Below are 21,154 nucleotides of genomic sequence, written 5' to 3' on the forward strand. Positions count from 1 at the left end.
ATATCCCTTAATTCATGGACATTATATCAAACATAGCGTAAGTTTTGGATATAGTTAGTGCTTTTTTAAATAAAGGAGCTAATCCTAATCAAGTGGATAAAGAAGGAAATCCTATTCTTCTAAAAGCTATAAGAAACGAAGATTTGAATATAATTAATATTTTACTAGAATATGGAGCTAATCCTAACCATGTGGACAAAGAAGGAAGTCCGCTTTTATTTACAGCTATAAATATTGTAGAATTAGATATTATTAAGTCTTTAATAGATAAAAATGCTGATATCGAGCTTAAAAATAAAGATGGTAATACTCTCTTAAATGTTTTATTGGAACGCAGAAGAGATGTAAATATAATCTCCTTATTAATAGAAAATAGTAAAGATAAAGAAAAAATCTTTAATCTAAAAAATAGTAATGGCGAAACTCTTTTACATTTAGCAGCTCAACAAGGAAATAGTAAAATATTTGAAAAGTATTTAAATTATTATTCAACCGTGAATATTACAGATAAAGCCGGATATACTCCTTTGTATTGGAGCAAACTATTTGAGCATAAAAAAGTTTCTGATCAGTTAACCAAACGTGCAGAAGAACAAAAAAATATAGCATATACAAAAATTACAGAAACAAAATATAGTGAAGATTTACCTCCAAGACCTAAGATTGCAGTAAGTTATAATTATAAAGTTGGAGGATTAACTTCAAATGCAGTACAAGATGACTTAAAATATCAATATTGTAATGTCGAAGATGTTGATTATAGAAAAATAGTACCGGAATCGGCTAATGCGGAAAAAAATTAATGAAGAAGTAATAAATGAAGCGAAAAGAAAAGCAAAAGAGTTTTTAGTTGATAAGGATGGTTTAGTGATTCCAGGTAATAATTCTTCAGTTGATCCTAAAGTAGCTGAACAATTTGGGGATCAAGTAGACTTAAAAAAAGGTAAATTTGATTTTGCACGTTCTTTAGCTGAAATGGTTATGGTGGAAGTTGCTATGGAAAAAGGCATACCAATAATGGGTATTTGTGGAGGGCATCAAGTTATTAATACTTATCTTGGAGTAAAATAACTGATGTATACCAATATAAGCATGATTCAATAGTCATTGAACCTGATTCAGAACTAGCATCAATAATAAAAATAAATTCTCCCTTAAAAGAAGCAACTAATCAAAGATTTTGGGCTATGCATGAGAATAAAGTACAAGAAATAGGTGGCAAAAACAGATTAGTAAATAAACAAGATTTAATAAAAGTAACAGCTACAACTGAACATGGAGATATAGAAGCAACAGAATCACAGTTTAGAGTTCCGATTCGTACTTTTCAATTTCATCCTGAAATGTCTAAGCAACAATTCTCATATTCAAACGAAGAGATAATACGAGATAAAAAAATTTTTGCATCATTTATACAATCTGCAGAGACATTTATGAATAAATAAAATCCAAAATACCAAAGCAAAAAAGTTTTAGAGAAATGATTTCAGCACAGAAAAAGCAGCAGAATATTCAAAAAAGTATATAAGAAAAATGGTGCGGTCGAGAAGACTTGAACTTCCAATCTTTTTACAGAACAGCACCCTCAATGCTGTGCGTCTACCAATTTCGCCACGACCGCTTAAAGCTTCTTATATAACAGATTATTAGTATAACATCAATAGTATTTGTTATGACCGTCATTGCGAGGAGATTCGCAGAATCGATGTGGCAATCTCAGGAGTATCATACTATTTTACGAGATTGCCGCACCCGCCTTTGCTCGCATGCAATGACGTCATCAAGACAAACTTACTACAAAACTCGGCATAACTGATTGTTTTTCGGCTGCTTTCCTTAAATCAGATAGCTTATCGTCAATATTATCAAACTCGAGGTGATAATCCCTAGAATTACCTGTCAATACTAAACCTGAATCAATACCAAGCCAATTAGCTGCAAGTATATCAGTATAAAAAGTATCGCCTACCATTAATATACGATTCTTAGTTACACTAGGACATTCTTGCAAAACTTTGCTATATATTTCTTTATAAGGTTTACTGCTATAAATTACTTTTCCGCCTAGCTGTTCTATTTTCTAAGCATAATAACCGCTGCAATATCTATAAACTCCGTGTTGATTTATCCCAAGATCAGGGTTAGTACAAATATTAATAATCTTGCGTTCTACGACAATTTTAAATAGCTCATCAAATTCATTTAAGTCTAAATTCTCACTTTCATCTCTATAAATTGTCATTAGGAAAATATTAGCTTTTTGAATATCATCAGTGATAGGGCATTGTATGCCGTTTATGATATCATTTTCTAGATGACCTAGATGATATATTACCGGTTTTTCAATACCAAAACGCTCTTTACTCTCTAAAATCATCTGCACTGCTACTTCACCGGAGCTAATAATCATTTCTGGCTTAGCATTTAATCCCCAAGATTTGAGTGTCTGATGCAGAGAGAAAATATTTCGTGGAGCATTAGTAACAAAATATACTTTTTTCTGCTCAATAATTTTATTAATATTTTGCACAACATTAGGGTAGGTATGCCCACCTTCAACTACTACGCCCCAAAGATCAAACAAAAATACGTCATAATCATCCATCACATCAAAAATATTTTTTAACTTTAATTTATCCATTTGTTATCTCATCATATTTACATTTACTATTCTAATAAGTTCAGTTATAGTTATTTTTATTGTCTCTAGCAACAAATAAAAATACTATGTCGGAATTTGAAGAAAAGTTGAATGAATCATCATATGGTGCTGATTCAATTAAGGTTTTAAAGGGTCTTGAAGCTGTAAGAAAAAGACCAGGAATGTATATTGGTGATGTCGGTGATGGATCTGGTTTGCATCACATGATTTATGAGGTAGTCGATAATGCTATCGATGAAGCATTAGCCGGTTATTGTGATTTAGTAAGAGTTGTTTTAAATACAAACGGTTCGGTAACTGTATCTGATAACGGGCGAGGTATACCTGTTGAGATTCATGAGGAAGAGGGTATATCAGCAGCTGAAGTAATTATGACGCAGCTACATGCTGGTGGTAAGTTCGATCAGAATTCATATAAGGTTTCTGGTGGTCTGCATGGTGTTGGTGTGTCGGTTGTAAATGCTCTTTCTGATTGGCTTGAGCTACGTATTTGGCGTAATAATACGGAACATCTTATTAGATTTAATAATGGGATAACGGAAGCACCGCTTGCAGTTGTTAAAGAAAATGTAGATAAAAAAGGTACAGAAGTTACTTTCTTTCCATCAGTAGAAACCTTTACTAACATAGAATTTGATTTCAATATAATAGAACATCGTCTACGTGAGCTTGCTTTCCTAAATTCCGGAGTAAAGATTTTACTAACAGATAATAGATTTGAAGAAGTAAAAGAAGTAGAATTTTATTATACAGGTGGAATTGAAGCTTACGTAAAATATTTAGATCGTGCAAAACATGCTGTTCATTCATGTATCGTAGTTAATGCAGATAATACTGAATCTGGTATAAGCCTTGAGCTTGCTATGCACTGGAATGATTCTTATCATGAAAACATCTTGTGCTTTACAAATAACATTAGACAAAAAGATGGTGGAACTCATCTTAGTGCCTTTAAATCTGCTATAACTAGAGTTATTACCTCTTATTTTGAAAATACCGGTCTTAATAAAAAAGCGAAAAATGCTTTTAGTGGTGAAGATACTAGGGAAGGGCTATGTTGCGTACTTTCCGTTAAAGTGCCTGATCCTAAATTTTCCTCCCAAACTAAAGATAAACTAGTAAGTTCTGAAGTAAGACCGATTGTTGAAAATGCTGTTTATACGAAAGTTCTTGAGTGGTTTGAAGAACATCCGGCTGATGCAAAACTGATTATCAATAAGATCATGGAGGCAGCTAACGCACGTGAAGCTGCTAGAAAAGCAAGAGAATTAACTAGAAGAAAATCAGTTTTAGAAGTATCGAACTTGCCAGGTAAGCTTGCAGATTGTCATGCCAAAGATCCGGCAGTTTCTGAACTATTTATAGTAGAGGGAGATTCAGCGGGCGGTACAGCAAAGCAGGGTAGGGATAGCAAAATTCAAGCTATATTGCCTTTGCGTGGTAAAATCTTAAATGTTGAGCGTGCAAGATTTGATAAAATGCTTGGCTCGGATCAAATCGGTACATTAATTACGGCTCTTGGAACAGGCGTTGATAACCGAGAATTCTCTCTTGAAAAACTAAGATATCATAAAGTTATTATTATGACCGATGCTGACGTTGACGGATCGCATATTAGAACTTTATTGCTTACTTTCTTCTATCGTCATATGCCGGAATTGATAAATAAGGGATATTTATATATAGCACAACCACCTCTTTATAAGGTAAAGAAAGGAGCAAGCGAGCTTTACTTAAAAAATGAGCAAGCACTGCAAGATTATTTAGTAAAATCAGCAATTAGCAATGCTACTTTAACTTTAGATAATAAAGAGCAGTTGGCAAACGAAAATCTAGAAGAGCTAATGAGTAAAGTTATAAAGTTCAATAGCTTACTTGATCATGCTAGCAAAAAATTTAACCGTTCTATCACTGAAATTTTGGCAATTAATGATCTACTTAACAATAAAATATTTTATAATGAAAGTGATTCAAGACTTAAAAAAGCTTTAAATGCATTAAATAGTTTAGAGCAATCACCCGATAAAACAGATTGGGAAGTTTTAAAACATGAAAATAAAATAGAATTTTTTCGCTTTAGTAGAGGCTTAAAAGAACGTAAAATATTGCTAAAAGAGCAATTAGAATCATTTGAATTTATAAATATATTAAAGCTTGCTTTAACAATTTTTGATATATTTAATAAGCAATTAAAGCTGGTAGTAAAAAACCAAGAATTTGATATTTTAACTCCTAGCATATTGCTAAATACTATTATAGATTGCGGTAAAAAAGGTATCAGTGTTCAACGCTTTAAAGGACTTGGTGAGATGAATTCAGAGCAGTTATGGGATACTACGCTTGACCCTAAAAAAAGAACTTTATTGCAGGTAAGAGTAGCAGAAGTCGATGAAGCTGAGGGGATATTCTCAACGTTAATGGGTGATGTAGTTGAACCTCGTAGGCAGTTCATACAGTCTAATGCATTGAACGTCGTAAACTTGGACGTGTAGTATACTCGTTTTATTTGAAAAATTGGCTACAGCTATTTTAGAAAGCTCGATACAAGCGAATTTTGCAGGATTCGCCTTTGCTCACGTACTAAGAATGTACGCTCCGCAGGCTCCCCTTTAAATTCATCTTGTCTAGAACTTTCTAAAATACGCTGGACGTTGTCTTTTGCTGATAATCCTCACGTATTAAGTATACGCTGCGGTTATCAGCTTCAAGACCGATTCCTCTTTTCCAAATAAAACTTCGTTTACTTACTCTTTATATTAAGAGTATGTATATTTTTCTTGCGGCTTACCTTACTATGTCATTCCCGCGGAGGCGGGAATCCAGTAAAACATATAAAAAACAAGTTTTTTATATGTTGATTTTGTCAAATTTAATATTGGTTGTTTTTTTGATTCCTGCCTCCTCTGCGGGAATGACATTATAAATATTTATGCAAAAATTAATTATTCATGGCGGAAAGCCTCTTAGAGGTATTATCAATATTAGCGGTGCTAAAAATGCAGTGCTTCCTATTATGGCAGCTTCTATACTGACCGATAAACTACATATCACTAATGTTCCGAAATTAACGGATGTTAGTACTATGAAAAAATTACTAAAAAGTCATGGAGCAGACATTGAAATAATAGAACATGAAAATGAGTTTAAATTAGTAATTAACGCCTCAAATATCAATAATTTAACGGCGGATTATGAGATAGTTCGTAAGATGAGAGCATCTATTTGGGTGCTTGGACCTCTGCTTAGCCGTTATGGTAAAGCAAAAGTGTCTCTGCCTGGTGGTTGTGCGATTGGAGCAAGACAAGTAGATCTGCATATCGCATTTTTAAAGGCTATGGGAGCGGAAATTACTATCGAAGATGGTTATATTAACGCTTCAATGGCAGGACGTTTAAAAGGCACTCATTTCATTTTTGATAAAATTTCGGTTGGAGCTACTATCAATGCAGTACTTGCAGCCGTTCTAGCAGATGGTGAAACATTGCTATTTAACTGTGCTAGAGAGCCTGAAATAGTGGATTTATGTAACTGTCTTAATAAGATGGGTGCAGATATTTCCGGAATTGGTACTAGCGAAATAAGGATAAACGGCAAAGATTCCTTGAGCGAAGCAAGCTACAGAGTTCTACCTGATCGTATAGAGGCAGGAACTTATATGTTTGCCGCAGCTATTACTAAAGGTGATTTAAAACTTTACGGCATTGATTATCATATCATAGAAAATATCGCTTTAAAACTCATTGAAACAGGTATAAAAGTTATGCCTATAGATAATGGAGTGCAGGTAACTTATGCAGATAAGTTAAATGCCGTAAATTTAGAAACTAATCCATATCCAGGCTTTGCTACCGATTTACAAGCCCAATTTATGAGTCTTATGACTATTAGCCAAGGTTCTTCAATAATTACCGAAAATATTTTTGAGAATCGTTTTATGCACGTGCCTGAATTATGTAGAATGGGTGCAGATATAACAGTGCGAGGTAACCAAGCAATAGTACAAAGCGTTAAAAGTTTAAAAGGTGCAGAAGTTATGGCAAGTGACCTTAGAGCTTCGGTATCGCTGATATTAGCAGGTTTAAGTACTGATAGTGAAACAGTATTGCACCGTATATACCATTTAGATCGTGGATTTCAAAATTTAGAGAAGAAATTAAATAATTGCGGTGCGGATATAAAAAGAGTATAATACAAATTATTTATTGTTATAGGTTAATATCATGCCGCAACTTTACCTAGGTTGTTGCATGGTTCGAAAAATTGTATTTTTTATTACTGGATGCTGCAGGTACAAGCAACTAGATGACACAAGAACTTAATAACATAAAAAATTTATTATTTTAACGGAGAAAATAATGGCAAGAATTACAACAGAAGATTGTAGTAAAGTTATACCTGATAGGTTTCAGCTAGTTATTTATGCAACTAGATATGCTAAGTTATTAAACTATAAAGTAGAAACTAATCAAAGCAAAAAAGAAAAGCGTGATAAACCTCTGGTTATTGCATTACGCAGAATTGCTTCCGGAAAAGTATCAGTAGCTCAGTTAGAACAAGATTTTATTAATAGCCTACGTACAAGAAGTAGAATAGAGCCTATTGTTGAACAAGACGAGTCAGAAGATTTAGAAGAAAAATTTAAATATTTACCAGAAGTTTATATTGGAGAAGATTATTCTGATTTAGATGATCAAATTTTTACTGAAGAAACCGGTGAAGACTTTGAAGATAAATAAATGATTATAGGTGTTGGTACGGATATAGTACAGATTCCTAGAATTGAAAAGCTAATAAAGTTATATCCGGAAATTTTTCCTAAAAGAATTTTAACTACCCAAGAATTAAAAAAATTTGCTTTGCTAAAGAAGGAAAGTCATGCTACTTTTTTGGCAAAGCGTTTTGCTGTTAAAGAAGCAATTAGTAAAGCTTTTGGCGTTGGTATAGGGCGTGGTATTAATTTTAAAGATATCACGGTGCTTAATGATAAATTAGGCAAGCCAATAGTAAAGCTAGATTCAGTCTATACTCAAAAACTTCCTCCTTTTAATATTCATCTTTCCCTTTCTGATGATTACCCCATCTGTGTAGCTTTTGTAGTTATTGAGAAGATTATTTTGTAAGTGCATCACATTCCATAAAGGTCGATACAAGCGAATTTTGTAGGATTTTCCTGTGCTCACGTAGTTTATCTGCAGGCTCACCTTTAAATTCATCTTGTCTAGACCTTTTTGAAACATGCTGTGCCAACATCCATAATATAGCATAAATCATTAAGATACTGACAATTTAATAGTATTAAAAACAGCATCATAAAATGTTTCAAAATCTCCTACAACTTTCCTAATTTCATTTTTTATCTTAAACCAGTAATGCTCTATAGGATTTAAATCAGGAGAGTAAGTTGGTAAATACAATATGGTACAACCAACGGATTCAATTAACTCTTTAACTTTAGAATTTTTATGAAAATTAATGTTATCCATAATAACGGTTTGCCCAGGTTGTAATTCTGTAATTAATACATCCCTAATATAAGTTTTAAAGACCTCTGTATTACAATTACCTTCAAATATTACAGGAGCAATAAGATTACCATTACAAAGACCAGCTATCATACTTATTCTAAATTTATGTTGATACACCTTTTCTCCATAACACCTTTGTCCTATAATGCTCCATCCATACTCTTTGCAAGCATTATCCTCTATTCCAGATTCATCAAGATATACTAATTTGTCTTTTGTGATGGTTTGTATCTTTGCTATAAATTCATTTCTTAAATAAAAGTAATCCCCGCCGCAAGCAGCGGGGTATTTTAGAAGAAAGCTAGCTGATGATCCTCATGCAGTTTCTGATATTCCTTGCCTTGGTTTTTTACGTATTTTCCTATCATATTCTCATTTCCATGCTTACCTACCGTACTCGTAAAATATCCATCAGTCCAAAATTCTCCACCCCATAATTGTTTCTTTACCTGTGGACACTGTCTAAATATTTGACGAGCTGTAACACTTTTAATTGTTGTTACTATTTTTGTTACGCTATAGGTTGGTACAGATTGTACCAAAAAATGGACATGATCTTCATCAACCCCTATTTCTAAAAATTTTATTTGATATCTCTTTTCTATCTCTAAACATATTTCTCGTAATACTTGATCAACTGATACGTCAAACACTGCTCGGCGATATTTTGCTGGAAATACCATGTGATACAGCAGTACCGTAACATTATGACTTTTATGTATATATTTGCTCATTCCGCCATATTACGCCGCAAGCGGCGGGGAATATACCCAAAAGAGATTTAATATCCCTTTTCGGATGAAAATAAGTTTTTTTTATAGCTATAGCCAAGTTTTCTGATTTGTCTTAAAATAGTTACAGATGCAATATTACCCCATTGCTTTGCTAACTCCTTTGATGTTTTATTCATATTAGCTTTAAAAAATTCTTTAAAAGATTCTGAATCTTTTATCTTATGACTATGTCCTTTCTGATAACCAGTTGCTGCTTCTAAAGTACCTTGCTTATCTTTTAATTTTTTCCATTTATATATAGTATCACGACTTACATTAAATAATTTACTTACCTTACTTATTCGTATCCCTGCTTCTACAGCTTTTATAACTCTTAGTCTTAGTTCTATTGCATATGCTCGTGCCATATCTCTTTACATGCTTGTTAATATTTGCTTACTATAACATGATACTCTCACTCTGTCAGTACCTTAATGACTTATGCTATACCTCTACTGATATTATTTGCTTTCGTTAATTCTTGTGAAGTAGCTGCAAAAGAGAATTGACCAGTAATCTGATAATTCTTATAAGCAGTAATAATGCAGTTTAAGTAGAACAGCTTGTGTTTAGGCGTCATAGAATCTTTAAATAAGTTTTGAATGAATGTTAAAGTAATAGGTACAAATAGTTTAGTACGTATAATATGTTGTAGATTCGATTCATTAGTGAGTCTTCTCTTGCTATCTACATTAGAATTAGATGCTGCATATTTGATTTTATTGTATAAGATATCAGGAAGTATTGGTATTATCTTGTTTACCTTATCTATTCCATTTTTGTTTTTACTTCTATGTACTTGTAAGAACCCTGCTTGTTCAAGCTTTTTTGTAATACCCAAGATTGTACTACGCATATTACTTGCCTCTTTATTTGTGTATCCTAAGATCCTAGCAAGTTTTTCTGAAGAATAAATTATCTCCTCTTCATTCTTACTTAAAGCTGAACTGTATAAAGTAACTATCTGAAAGAAATATATTATATCTATAGGCAACAGCTTATCGGAGTACTCACCCACAATAGATTCAAATAAACAAGGAATAATAGAAATATAATTTCTATTCTCATCAATTGTTAACTCTTGATTATATTGTTGTTGTCTAATATCGCTGAAATATTCAGGATTAGTTGAGACAATAGGTGATTGTAATTTAGTAATCATGATGTGTTTCATTTGATAACTTATTGTAATTTTTAAAAAATTCCTTTAATTCTTGTTCTGCATCACAAGTAGTAGAAGTGATGCCAAAATGTGTTAAAAGCAGCATTAGATTTTTTTCGAGTTGTATTTGTCTAATAGCTATTAACTTCAGATCGCTTCGTACACGTCTATATTGACTAGCTAAATCCGTCATATCAGATAAAAACACTTCACGAAAAACATTAAGATCGCTTTCTATTTGATGTAGCTTGGTGTTGATGTCAGAAAGACTCATGTTAATACCCTCCTGATGTTTGAAATTGCGAAGCATTGGATAAGTAAATAAAATAACAAATAAACAAAAGCCAATGCAGGTGAGAACGTAACTTAGATGTAAAAGATGCTAAATTGTCAGAATTGTGCTGAAATTGTTGATTTATTAAGGGATTTATATGCCCAAAAGAAAACGGGGACTTGATTTTGTAGGAAATTTGTGATAGTGTCATTGTACTATAACCTCGTCATTTAGGTTTGGTAAGAAAAATAAACCGGTAAATACTCAAACTATTTTGCGATACTTTTTAGTATTTACTGGTTTTAATTGAAACAAAATAAATTTATAATTACATTCAAATCTAAAGAATATAGTTCTTAGTGTCAAGTGAAATATTATCGATTTCGATCAAACTGACCATATCACCTATTTTAATATCAATAAATTCTTTTGACAATTTTATACAAGTACATATACTTATATGAGTATAAGCACATATACTCATATAAGTATATGTAAAGAATTGACAGCAATGAATTTGTCTATGCCTAAGGTCCAGATAATGGATATTCATGGCAAATTTCTTTTGGAGTGTTCTGATTTAATTCAAATAATCGTGGCAAGCCACAAGGCATACAACTTAGGAGAGATTAAAAAATATGTATATCATCTCGGTTTTAAATCAAAAAGGTGGTTGTGGTAAAACTACTATCTCTATAAATATTGCACATGCTTTTCAACAACGTGGATATAAAGTATTATTAGTAGATAGTGATCCTCAAGGTTCTGCACGTGATTGGAATGAAGTCAATGATGGACAAATCTTACCTGTAGTAGGACTTGATCGTGAATCTTTACCCAAGGATATTGATGCGGTAAAAAATGGTTATGATATAATTATTATTGACGGTGCACCTTCAATAGCTAAATTATCTGTTGCAGCTGTAAAAATATCAGATCTTGTATTAATTCCTGTACAACCATCTCCTTGGGATATTTGGGCAACAAATGATCTAGTGGATATAATAAAAGCAAGACAAGAGGTCACTAACGGTATACCTAAAACTGTTTTTATTATTAGTAGATCGATTAAGAATACAAAATTAAGTAAAGAAGTAATAAGTGCACTACAACAATATGATTTACCTATTTTAAATTCTTATACTACACAAAAAGTAATATATCCTAGTGCAGCAAGTGATGGATTAACCGTATTCTCGCATCATCCAAATAGTGCATCAGAAGAAATTAATAATATTATCAATGAGTTAATAGAGTTATTTAATGGTATTAAAAATTAAAATTGGTAATAGGTTAAATACTAATAAAGAAAAAGCAATCCAAGATGTCACTATTGACAAGACTGTAAGACTGAATGTTAATTTACCTAACACAGTATTAAAACAATTTAAACTCAAGACAGTTCAAAATAACATTACTATGTCTGAGTTAATACTCAAATGGATAAATGAGTATATAAGTAAATAAGTATACACTCATTTATTTTATTCTACCAAGCATTTGGTCTATAGAAATGTTAAAATAATCAGATATTGCAACAATTATGGCTGTATTTAAAGTCCTAGTAGGACTAGTATCATTTATAAATTTAACAATAGTTTCGTGATCAAATCCAATATTTTCAGAAAACTTATAAGGATTGATATTATCACTATTGAGTTTTTCTTTAATAAAATCTTTGAGGTAAATATTCCAACTATCTAATACCACATCAATTGTTTTATACTCATTGTGTGATATAAAATTTTTTCTGCCAATAATTTCATCAATAGAACAGTTAAAATAATTAGCTATTCTTATTATCGTTATGATACTAGGGTTAGTACGATTATGAAAAATCTGACAAATAGTATGATATGAAATTCCGACTAATCCAGCAAATTTTTTTTTATTAATTTTGAATTGATGCAGCTTGTATGTAAGAAATATTTTTATATTATTAGCTATGTCCATATTTTATTCTGATTCCTTTATTACAAGTTATTTAATAAAAAAATATTATCGATTTCGATAATATTTTACTTGACACTAAGAATTATATTCTTTAGATTTAAATATGAGCATAGATTTATTTTGTTTCAATTAAAACCAGTAAATACTAAAAAGTATCGCAAAATAGTTTGAGTATTTACCGGTTTATTTTTCTTACCAAACCTAAATGACGAGGTTATAGTACAATGACACTATCATATATTTACAATATTCGCAACGAAGTATTATCTACACAAAACAATACTACTAATAATTATACTAATTTTCCAAAACACAAATCATTCAGATCAAGAATCAAGCAAGTCGCAACAGTATCATTAATATTTTTATCAATGATTACGGGAGAGGTATTTGCGGGAGATAAGAGACCGAAAAGCAAAGCCTCATCAGGTAGAAAGCAAGAGGTGACATTTGAATCTATTAATTTAAGTAGCTCTTTACCGGATGTAGTGCCTACTTTGCCATTGCCTGATTTAATATCAAATCCCCCGGTTATTCCTCCACCCCTTCCGCCATTACCGGACATAGTACCACCTGTAATATTACCTGATGTGGTGCCAGTTCCCCCCGCTCCTCCAGCACCACCTATGGCCTCAAGTCAGCCTCATTTGCTAAGTGATACTACTTTTCACACTAAGCCAAAGTCAGGTTTTATGGCTGCAATGAAAGAAATAGCAAGAGGAAATTTCAAGTTAAAGAAAGTAAAGAAAGCACAAAAAGAAATAGTTGTATCTAGCGACAAAGCTGACTTTATGAGCCAGATTTTAGCAAGGAGAGAAGCGATAGCTGGAGAGCAGCAGAATAAGAAGTGCAAGAAGGCAGCCAAACAGGTAATAGTATTAAATGCTGAAGAAGAGAAGGCAAGAGAAGCTGAGATAGCAAAGAAGATAGCGGAGAATAAGGAGAAAGCAGCGACACTTCGGAAACAAAAAAGTCAAGAGTGGGAGGAGAACCGCAAGAAGATATTAGCGGAAGTAGAAGTTGAGAATCAAAGAAGAGCAGCGGAAGCAGCTAAGGCTATTAGGGAGCAAAAAGCTAAAGAAAGCGGTATTGATAGCCGTACAGCAATTGCCGGCATTGATCCAGTACTTCACAACAATATAGTTGCTGATTTAAGGCAAGAAATTATTAGTCTGAAGGAGCAATTAACAGTAAAGAGTAATGTGGTGTCTGAAGGTACAGGTGATTTAGCCTCAAGTAATTATGTAATAAGCAAAAGATCATTAGAGGGTAATAGAATAGTAGAGACCAAAGATCAGTCTACAAGCACAGAAGATTTAATAGTATTAGAGGATAGATTATATGATGAGAAGCTTAAGAACTGGGAGTTTGAAGAAGATAAAGCAGTTAAGAAATTAGATGAAGTAATCAGCACATATTCTGATAGTGATAGCGGGTATGATGATGAGGCATTAGAAGATAGTAGCATTGCGAGCAGTATTAGTATTTCAGATACAAATGCTGTTGTGTCTGAGGAAGAGTTACAATCTAAGCCTATTGTATCAGAAATTGTCCAAGACGAATTAGTTAATGTAGAGAAGGAATTACAGTCACAGAAACTAAAGGAAGAGGAAGAAGTAGAAGCAGTAGAGGATATATTAGGTGAGGACTTAATTACTGATACAGTGGAGCAAGTAGATGCAAATAATAGTACTGCTAGGCATCAAGAAGTATTAGCTGAAAGAACACGTTTTGCAGCAAGAGTAAGAGAAGATTTGCGTTTTAGCAGCAAAGCGGTAAGTAAACAAATTAGACATAGATTGCTTACAAGAGAGATAGGGAACATGGTAGCAGTAGCTGCAGGTGATGAAGAGCAAGAACAAGCTCCAAGCTATAGCGTATGGAGTAGTGGCATATTTGGAGGTTCTAAGCAAAAAGAGATTAGCACAGCTCTTGGTTATAGTAGTAGAATTCGTGGAGGTAGTATTGGAGGAGAAATTAACTTAAATAGCGATCTAATGTTTGGTGCTAGTTTGAGCAGATTGCACAGTACCGTTAAGTATCTACCTATGCTTAATTCTAATCAAAATGTGAGCAAAACTAATACAAATATATTCAGTGTATATAGTAGTGCTACTCTTGCTGCAAATACCAATCTTCAAACACTGGCTTCAGTTGCTTTAAGCGGCAAGCATGGTAAGAAGCAAGATATTTTCAAACCAAAATCAAAACTGTTCAGTTTTGAATCACATTTGAACCAAAAAATAAGATTTCAAAACAATATTACATTAATCCCAAGTATAGGTTTTAGGTATGAATATGGGCGTGTTGGCACGTCAAGAGACATAATACGAGATTCATATGTTTTACATCATAAAAAAAGCAAGAATAGTACTTTAAGTGGTGAAATAGGGACAAGAGTATTATTCACACCGATTAATTTCAGTAGTGATTTTAAATTAATACCAACAGCACATATTTCGCTTGATAAGAGAATTAGAGGCAGCAAGCACAACAGCGGACAGCTAATAAGCATCAAAGATATAGGAGGTGAGGCGAGTGTAGTAAGTGCTAATTCTCAGCATGAAAAGCTAAGTACGAATATTGGCGGCGGTTTAATTGCAAGTCACAAGAACATGGCTTTAGAGTTCTTATACGATATGCAGAAGCAAAGAAGCTTTAAAAGCCATCAAGGCATATTGAAACTTAAAGTGAATCTATAGGGGAGGTGGGATATGAGACAAGTTAATTGTATCTACGCTAAGCGTCTAATAGACAAGTTGGTTAGGTTTAATAGCAGAGCTACAAAACAAGGAAAACCACTGGTGGATATTAAGCAAATCAAAGAGGCTATTTATTTTGCCAAAAATATCATGAAGGACAGTACAGGCATTCAGGAGAGCCATTTTATAGTCATCCGTTAGAGGTAGCTTATATGGCATCTGACTATCTGTTTAGAACAGATATTTTAGTAACCGCAATACTGCATGACACATTAGAAGATACAGAACTAACATATGAGGAAATAGCATCAATATTTGGTAAAAATATAGCAGATAATGTGGAGTCTTTAACAAGGATTAAAGAGGATGGTAAGAAATTAAGCAGTAGCGAGATATTAGAAAGTTTACGCATCAGTGGTAGGGATGAGATATTACTGATTAAGCTATTTGATCGATTAGACAACCTCAGAACCATTTATTACAAGCCAAAATTAAAGATCAGAAAGGCGATTGTTAGCAACGGAAGTAAAATGATACAGAGCAACGGATAAAAATTGATACAGTATTAAAGTAATATCTTCTGAATAAGGAGGTAATGAATAATGATAATACTGGAGCAAATAATGGAAATAAAAATATTGAATAAACATGGTAAAAGCTTAAGAAGTATAGCAAGAGAAGTAGGTGCATCAGTAAATACAGTACGTAAATATTTAAAATATGATGGTTCCCCTAAATATAAGGATAGGCCAAAGTTGGTAACAAAGCTTGCCCCATATAAAGACTACTTGAGTGACAGAATAAAATCAGCCCATCCTGTATCACTATCTGGTACTGTTTCAAGAGATAAAGGAGTTGGGTTACACAGGCGGGATTGAAAATACTATAAGTAAGTAGAACAAAACTTATTTAAAATAATAAGATTTTAAATAGGTAATGATGAACAGAAAATATAGACACTTATCTCGCGAAGAGAGATATGAAATAAAAAGAATGTATGACCTAGGAGTCAGTATTGACAAGATAGCACAACATCTTACGAGGTCTAAAAGCACTATTAGTATGGAGCTAAAAAGAAATAAAGTAAAAGGTAAGTATATGCCTTGTGTTGCTCAGGAACAATATAAAAAAAGGATGCATCAGCAAGAGTTATTAAAAATAGAGAAGTTACCTATTTTGTTAAATCTCTTTTGGGTATATTCCCCGCCGCTTGCGGCGTAATATGGCGGAATGAGCAAATATATACATAAAAGTCATAATGTTACGGTACTGCTGTATCACATGGTATTTCCAGCAAAATATCGCCGAGCAGTGTTTGACGTATCAGTTGATCAAGTATTACGAGAAATATGTTTAGAGATAGAAAAGAGATATCAAATAAAATTTTTAGAAATAGGGGTTGATGAAGATCATGTCCATTTTTTGGTACAATCTGTACCAACCTATAGCGTAACAAAAATAGTAACAACAATTAAAAGTGTTACAGCTCGTCAAATATTTAGACAGTGTCCACAGGTAAAGAAACAATTATGGGGTGGAGAATTTTGGACTGATGGATATTTTACGAATACGGTAGGTAAGCATGGAAATGAGAATATGATAGGAAAATACGTAAAAAACCAAGGCAAGGAATATCAGAAACTGCATGAGGATCATCAGCTAGCTTTCTTCTAAAATACCCCGCTGCTTGCGGCGGGGATTACTTTTATTTATATCAAAAATGCTATGATTCACAAGAAATGGTCACCGGATGCTATAGCCGGAAAGTTAAAACTGGACAAAAATACAGCTTGTTGTATCAGTACAGAAAGTATATATAGATTTGTCTACACTTCTCCAGTTGCAGCTAAATTAAAGTTATATAGCTATTTACCGTCTAAAAGATATAAAAGGCAAGAAAGGGGGACAAGGCATCAAAGGATCATTATACCACAAAGGATCTCAATACATCAGCGTGATGCAATAGCAATGCAAAAGCTAGAAGTAGGGCATTTTGAGGCAGATCTTACATTTCATAAAGGTAATCAAAGTATGAATATCGGTGTGCTGGTGGATAAAAAGAGTCAAAAGATTATTTTAGTGCTGAATAACTCCAAAAGAGCTAAAACAGTTACCACTGGGTTTTTAAAAAAGATCAAAACGCTGCCAAGTAGTGTTAGAAAGACTATTACTATGGATAATGGCAAAGAGTTTGTAGGGCATCTTGCTTATAGACTATCTGGGTTTCAAACTTTCTTTTGTGATCCATACCGCCCTAGACAAAAAGCATTAGTGGAAAAAATGAATTCTATGATTCATAGAATTTTACCTAAAAATACAGATATTACTACCGTTACACAAAGAGCTCTTGACAATGTTGCTGAGATTTTAAATAACATGCCAAGAAAGATTTTTGGTTATAAAACCCCCATGAAAGGCTCTGTCCAAATAAGTGTGGGAATTTCTCAAAGGTTATATAAAAATATAATATAACAAAAGGAGAAATTATATGCACCAAAAACAAAATGAAGCAATGAATCAAGCGATAGATTTATTAATAAATAATGATACAGATATATCAACATTACTTAAAGAGGATGGTTTATTAAAGCAATTAACCAAACGGCTTGTAGAGAAGGCATTGCAGTCAGAGATGAATAATCACTTAGGATATGATAAATATTGTCATACTGATAGTGATAATGTTCGTAATGGTAAGAATGTAAAGAATCTAGTAACAAATAATGGAGTTATAGAGATTGAGGTTCCAAGGGATAGAAGTAGTACATTTGAACCTGCATTAATTCCAAAGCGTCAAAGACGTATTGAAGGATTTGATGATAAAATAATATCGTTATACGCTAAAGGAATGAGCTTATCTGATATTAAGATTCAAATGCAAGAATTGTATGGAGCTGACGTTAGCGAAAGTTTGATAAGTCAAATTACTGATGATGTAATTGAGGATGTCAAGATATGGCAAAGCCGACCATTGGATCGAGTATATGCTATAGTATTTTTTGACTGTTTAGTAGTAAAAGTACGTCAAGATAAACGAATTATCAATAAGTCTGTATATGTAGCATTAGGTATTGATTTATCTGGCAGGAAGGATATTTTAGGATTGTGGATCAGTGAAAATGAAGGAGCAAAATTTTGGCTTGGTAATTTTACTGAGATGAAGAACAGAGGTATGCAAGACATGCTTATTGCTTGCAGTGATAATTTAACCGGTATGTCTGAGGCGATAGAGGCAGTTTTTCCGAAAACCGAACATCAATTATGTATTGTACATCAGATTAGAAATAGTTTAAAATATGTATCATATAAAGACCGAAAAGAATTAGCGGCTGATTTAAAGCCTATTTATACTGCTAGCACAGAGGAAGAAGCACATCTTGCTTTAGAATCTTTTGAAGCTAAATGGAGTAAACAGTATCCACAAATTGCTAAATCTTGGTATGTTCATTGGGAAAATTTAATGGTTTTTCTAGGATACCCTGAGGCGATAAGGAAAGTAATATACACAACGAATAGTGTAGAATCTGTCAATAGCCAATTACGTAAGGTTACCAAGAATAAACGGGTTTTTCCAAATGATAATGCCGTTTTTAAGACCTTATATTTGGCAATTGATTATATGACCAAGAAATGGGCTATGCCGATTCCAAACTGGAACGCAGCTATGGCTCACTTTTTGATAAAATTTGAAGGTAGAATTTAAGCCCTATGAAAAATTTACACACTTAATTAGAAAGACTCGGTTTACCAAATAAAGTTAGGGCTTTTAGATGACTATATGCAACAACAGCTGCGTTCTCCATCTTTACGATATTTAGAACCAAACTGTCATTGTCAATTAAAAAGGGACCAGTAAATTGCACGAAAAAGGAACCACTATATTTAAAAATTTTTATGCCATATTACCTCCAGATTTATAGTTATTAATACGATAACTTTTACCTTTTATGTTTAGTATATGAGCATGATGTACCACTCGATCAATAATTGCATGAGTTAATACTTCATCAGCAAATATTTCATTCCATTTTTCAAAATCCTTGTTTGTGGTAATAATGGTAGATTTATTTTCATATCGTTTAGCAATAATATTAAAAAAGTCTTCTACTGAATGTTTTGGCAATTGCTTAAACCCGAGCTCATCAAGAATTAATAAATCAAACGATAGGAGTAATTTAACCTTTTTGTGATAACTATTATCTGCTCTTGCAATATGTAAATTATAAAGCATATCCGATACCGTAGTAAAATATACAGAGTATTCTCGTGTTAAAGCTTTTAATGCTAGCCCAATGGCAAGATGAGTTTTCCCAGTTCCTGAATCACCTATGAATATTACATTTCCCTTAGTATTAATATAATCACAAGTTGATAAATCACTTATTACTTTGGCATCAACACTTGGTTGGAAATTAAAATCAAAGTCTTCTAAATTTTTAGTTACCGGCAATTTAGCAGCACTTTTACGGCGACGGTAATTATTATCCTTACGGTTAGATTTTTCATCTTCACATAATAGTGATAGAAATTCTTTAAATCCTAGTTTATTATTTTGAGCATAAATAATCCTTTCATTTAAACTATTGACTATACCTGATAATCTAAAGCTTCGTAGGTCATTAAATAAGTTCTGCATTATTACCTCCAAACTCTGGTAATGGTAAGTTTACTGCATTACTATTTAAAATATTCTTAATTTTAGAGTAAGAACTTATACCATAATGTAGTGCTCTATGACAGGCTTTATCTATTAAGTCATCATTGTAAACCTTACGTAAAGAAATGATACCTCGTGCACAACGTTGCCAATCATTCACTCTTGTTTGTTGTAATGATTCTAATAATAAACTGCAATTATTCCCTATCTGCTGCATTTGTTGTTGATAATGTTCACTATATTCTATAAAACCTGGGCATAGACGTTTGTATTTAGCATAATGAGACGGATTAGTGGTAAATATCCCCTTGCCCTCTGTTCTAACGTGTCTTGCTATTAAATCATTTTGTATAGAAAATATTTGAACAAGTTTTGGGGACAATTGTACCATTACCTCACTGTATATATATTTTGCTGGTACAGAGTAATAATTATTATCTATGGTAATATGACAATCTTTTGCTACTTTTCGATTATGCCAAGATGACAAATCAAAAGTTTCTAATGGTAAAGGAATCAAACTACTTCTTTCCTCTTGCTCAAACAGTTCTCTAGGTATTCTCTTAGTAGTACCATGTATTCGGCTATTGGCCTTATTTAACCAATTTGCAAGACCATTTGTTAATTCTTCATATCTATCAAATTTACGACCAGCAAAAAAATTATTTTTAACGTATTTTATTCCCGACTCAACTTTGCCTTTTTCTTGCGGTTGATACACTCGACAAGGAGAAAGTAAAATTCCATAATGATCGGCTAAGCACTTATATTCCTTCTGATATACTGGCTCATAAAAATTGGCATCTACTACTCCAGCTTTAAGATTATCAAGTTTTATTACTTTTGGACTACCAGCAAAATAATTAAATGCATTGATATGACATTGAATCCATGTTTGACAACTTTGATCAAACACTACTTCATAATAATCAAGGCGACTATAGCTTAAACGCATATTAAATACATATGCTTTAACTCTACGCCCTTTAGAATTATACTGTAAGCCTATGTCACCAAAATCTACTTGTGCTTCCTCTCCTGCTAAAGTATGAAAACGAATGCAACTGTTATCCTTAATTTTATATTTTTTGATATAACGGGTCAAAGAAGTATAACTGCTTGTATAACCTTGATTTTTTAACTCCTCAAAAATTCTTATGTAACTCAGATTTTTTTCTAATAACTCAATTATTTTTTCGTGCCAAAAATCCAAAACTGAAGATCGTTCATAGATTGCTGGGGATTCTGTACCAGCCTCTACATAGCGGTTTATTATTTTTCGTACTGTTTTGCGGTCTGTTCTTGTTAGTTTGGCAATATTCCTTTGACTATTGCCTTGTTTATAAAGGGTGATAATTGTTGTATACATATTTATTCTTATCATTGTATCACTAGATATTTACTTGCTTAATTATCTAGTGAATATTGCACATTAACCTTATTAGG

General features: G+C 32.7%; 19 protein-coding genes, 1 tRNA gene and 5 pseudogenes. 14 read left to right on the plus strand and 11 right to left on the minus strand.

Features of this window, described 5'->3' with window-relative positions:
• Positions 1-44 precede the first annotated feature (44 nt).
• Positions 45-1,528: pseudogene (locus AAGD55_RS08735) on the plus strand (ankyrin repeat domain-containing protein); the annotation flags it as partial.
• 6 nt (positions 1,529-1,534) lie between these two features.
• Here the strand turns inward: AAGD55_RS08735 and AAGD55_RS08740 are convergent.
• Together AAGD55_RS08740 and AAGD55_RS08745 are read right to left on the minus strand one after the other, a co-directional pair.
• A tRNA-Leu gene (locus AAGD55_RS08740) sits at positions 1,535-1,621 on the minus strand.
• A 159-nt stretch (positions 1,622-1,780) separates the two neighbouring features.
• A pseudogene (locus tag AAGD55_RS08745) lies at positions 1,781-2,641 on the minus strand (TIGR01459 family HAD-type hydrolase).
• An 86-nt stretch (positions 2,642-2,727) separates the two neighbouring features.
• On the opposite strand from AAGD55_RS08745, the gene gyrB reads away from it, so the two are divergent.
• From gyrB to acpS, 4 genes are all read left to right on the plus strand, one after another.
• Positions 2,728-5,154 carry a DNA topoisomerase (ATP-hydrolyzing) subunit B gene (gene gyrB / locus AAGD55_RS08750; RefSeq protein ID WP_341792571.1) on the plus strand — a complete coding sequence of 809 codons (2,427 nt, stop codon included), beginning with the start codon at positions 2,728-2,730 and terminating at the stop codon, positions 5,152-5,154.
• 437 nt (positions 5,155-5,591) lie between these two features.
• Positions 5,592-6,851 carry a UDP-N-acetylglucosamine 1-carboxyvinyltransferase gene (murA, locus tag AAGD55_RS08760; RefSeq protein ID WP_341791189.1) on the plus strand — a complete coding sequence of 420 codons (1,260 nt, stop codon included), beginning with the start codon at positions 5,592-5,594 and terminating at the stop codon, positions 6,849-6,851.
• A 166-nt stretch (positions 6,852-7,017) separates the two neighbouring features.
• The gene (gene rpoZ / locus AAGD55_RS08765; protein WP_341791190.1) at positions 7,018-7,398 is read left to right on the plus strand and encodes a DNA-directed RNA polymerase subunit omega; all 381 of its coding nucleotides are present in this window, start codon (positions 7,018-7,020) and stop codon (positions 7,396-7,398) included.
• Positions 7,399-7,782 (plus strand): holo-ACP synthase, encoded by a 384-nt coding sequence (gene acpS, locus AAGD55_RS08770; protein ID WP_341791191.1) that lies wholly within the window; start codon positions 7,399-7,401, stop codon positions 7,780-7,782. It abuts the gene before it with no gap.
• Positions 7,783-7,792: 10 nt separating this feature from the next.
• Here acpS and AAGD55_RS08775 read toward each other — a convergent pair.
• From AAGD55_RS08775 to AAGD55_RS08800, 6 genes and pseudogenes are all read right to left on the minus strand, one after another.
• Positions 7,793-7,933 (minus strand): annotated as a pseudogene (locus tag AAGD55_RS08775) (palindromic element RPE3 domain-containing protein); the annotation flags it as partial.
• Positions 7,933-8,442: pseudogene (locus tag AAGD55_RS08780) on the minus strand (IS630 family transposase); the annotation flags it as partial. The pseudogenes AAGD55_RS08775 and AAGD55_RS08780, both read right to left, overlap by 1 nt.
• 35 nt (positions 8,443-8,477) lie before the next feature.
• Positions 8,478-8,921, minus strand: coding sequence for an IS200/IS605 family transposase (gene tnpA / locus AAGD55_RS08785; RefSeq protein ID WP_341790826.1), 444 nt, complete (start codon positions 8,919-8,921; stop codon positions 8,478-8,480).
• Between the two features lie 47 nt (positions 8,922-8,968).
• The gene (locus AAGD55_RS08790; RefSeq protein ID WP_341791193.1) at positions 8,969-9,328 is read right to left on the minus strand and encodes a helix-turn-helix domain-containing protein; all 360 of its coding nucleotides are present in this window, start codon (positions 9,326-9,328) and stop codon (positions 8,969-8,971) included.
• Positions 9,329-9,399: 71 nt separating this feature from the next.
• The gene (locus AAGD55_RS08795; protein WP_341791194.1) at positions 9,400-10,122 is read right to left on the minus strand and encodes a hypothetical protein; all 723 of its coding nucleotides are present in this window, start codon (positions 10,120-10,122) and stop codon (positions 9,400-9,402) included.
• On the minus strand, positions 10,112-10,396 hold the full coding sequence (locus tag AAGD55_RS08800) for a hypothetical protein (protein WP_341791195.1): 285 nt from the start codon (positions 10,394-10,396) through the stop codon (positions 10,112-10,114). Before AAGD55_RS08800 ends, AAGD55_RS08795 begins: the two co-directional genes overlap by 11 nt.
• Positions 10,397-11,034: 638 nt before the next feature.
• Here AAGD55_RS08800 and parA point away from each other — a divergent pair.
• Positions 11,035-11,676: a ParA family partition ATPase gene (gene parA / locus AAGD55_RS08805; protein WP_341791196.1), complete on the plus strand. Its 642-nt coding sequence runs from the start codon at positions 11,035-11,037 to the stop codon at positions 11,674-11,676.
• A gap of 199 nt (positions 11,677-11,875) precedes the next feature.
• On the opposite strand, the gene AAGD55_RS08810 is transcribed toward parA, so the two are convergent.
• Positions 11,876-12,349 (minus strand): helix-turn-helix transcriptional regulator, encoded by a 474-nt coding sequence (locus AAGD55_RS08810; protein WP_341791197.1) that lies wholly within the window; start codon positions 12,347-12,349, stop codon positions 11,876-11,878.
• 224 nt (positions 12,350-12,573) lie between these two features.
• On the opposite strand from AAGD55_RS08810, the gene AAGD55_RS08815 reads away from it, so the two are divergent.
• The 8 genes and pseudogenes from AAGD55_RS08815 to AAGD55_RS08850 all read left to right on the plus strand — a co-directional run bounded on the left by AAGD55_RS08815 (position 12,574) and on the right by AAGD55_RS08850 (position 18,754).
• The gene (locus AAGD55_RS08815; RefSeq protein WP_341791198.1) at positions 12,574-15,051 is read left to right on the plus strand and encodes an autotransporter domain-containing protein; all 2,478 of its coding nucleotides are present in this window, start codon (positions 12,574-12,576) and stop codon (positions 15,049-15,051) included.
• A 12-nt stretch (positions 15,052-15,063) separates the two neighbouring features.
• Positions 15,064-15,252 (plus strand): hypothetical protein, encoded by a 189-nt coding sequence (locus tag AAGD55_RS08820; protein WP_341791199.1) that lies wholly within the window; start codon positions 15,064-15,066, stop codon positions 15,250-15,252.
• A pseudogene (locus tag AAGD55_RS08825) lies at positions 15,246-15,602 on the plus strand (HD domain-containing protein); the annotation flags it as partial. The gene AAGD55_RS08820 and the pseudogene AAGD55_RS08825, both read left to right, overlap by 7 nt.
• A 51-nt stretch (positions 15,603-15,653) precedes the next feature.
• Complete coding sequence (locus tag AAGD55_RS08830; protein WP_341791200.1) at positions 15,654-15,929, plus strand: hypothetical protein; 276 nt, start codon at positions 15,654-15,656, stop codon at positions 15,927-15,929.
• Positions 15,930-15,987: 58 nt separating this feature from the next.
• Positions 15,988-16,272, plus strand: a complete 285-nt coding sequence (locus tag AAGD55_RS08835) for a helix-turn-helix domain-containing protein (protein WP_341791201.1) — start codon at positions 15,988-15,990, stop codon at positions 16,270-16,272.
• A gap of 9 nt (positions 16,273-16,281) precedes the next feature.
• On the plus strand, positions 16,282-16,725 hold the full coding sequence (tnpA, locus tag AAGD55_RS08840; protein ID WP_341791202.1) for an IS200/IS605 family transposase: 444 nt from the start codon (positions 16,282-16,284) through the stop codon (positions 16,723-16,725).
• 51 nt (positions 16,726-16,776) lie between these two features.
• On the plus strand, positions 16,777-17,523 hold the full coding sequence (locus tag AAGD55_RS08845) for an IS30 family transposase (protein WP_341791203.1): 747 nt from the start codon (positions 16,777-16,779) through the stop codon (positions 17,521-17,523).
• 16 nt (positions 17,524-17,539) lie between these two features.
• Positions 17,540-18,754, plus strand: coding sequence for an IS256 family transposase (locus AAGD55_RS08850; protein WP_341790919.1), 1,215 nt, complete (start codon positions 17,540-17,542; stop codon positions 18,752-18,754).
• Between the two features lie 189 nt (positions 18,755-18,943).
• On the opposite strand, the gene istB is transcribed toward AAGD55_RS08850, so the two are convergent.
• Entirely contained in the window at positions 18,944-19,687 is a 744-nt protein-coding gene (gene istB, locus AAGD55_RS08855; RefSeq protein ID WP_341790851.1) for an IS21-like element helper ATPase IstB, read from the minus strand.
• Positions 19,671-21,077 (minus strand): IS21 family transposase, encoded by a 1,407-nt coding sequence (gene istA / locus AAGD55_RS08860; protein ID WP_341790850.1) that lies wholly within the window; start codon positions 21,075-21,077, stop codon positions 19,671-19,673. Before istA ends, istB begins: the two co-directional genes overlap by 17 nt.
• Positions 21,078-21,154 lie beyond the last annotated feature (77 nt).

Source organism: Rickettsia endosymbiont of Gonocerus acuteangulatus (assembly GCF_964026435.1).
Taxonomy (GTDB): domain Bacteria; phylum Pseudomonadota; class Alphaproteobacteria; order Rickettsiales; family Rickettsiaceae; genus Rickettsia.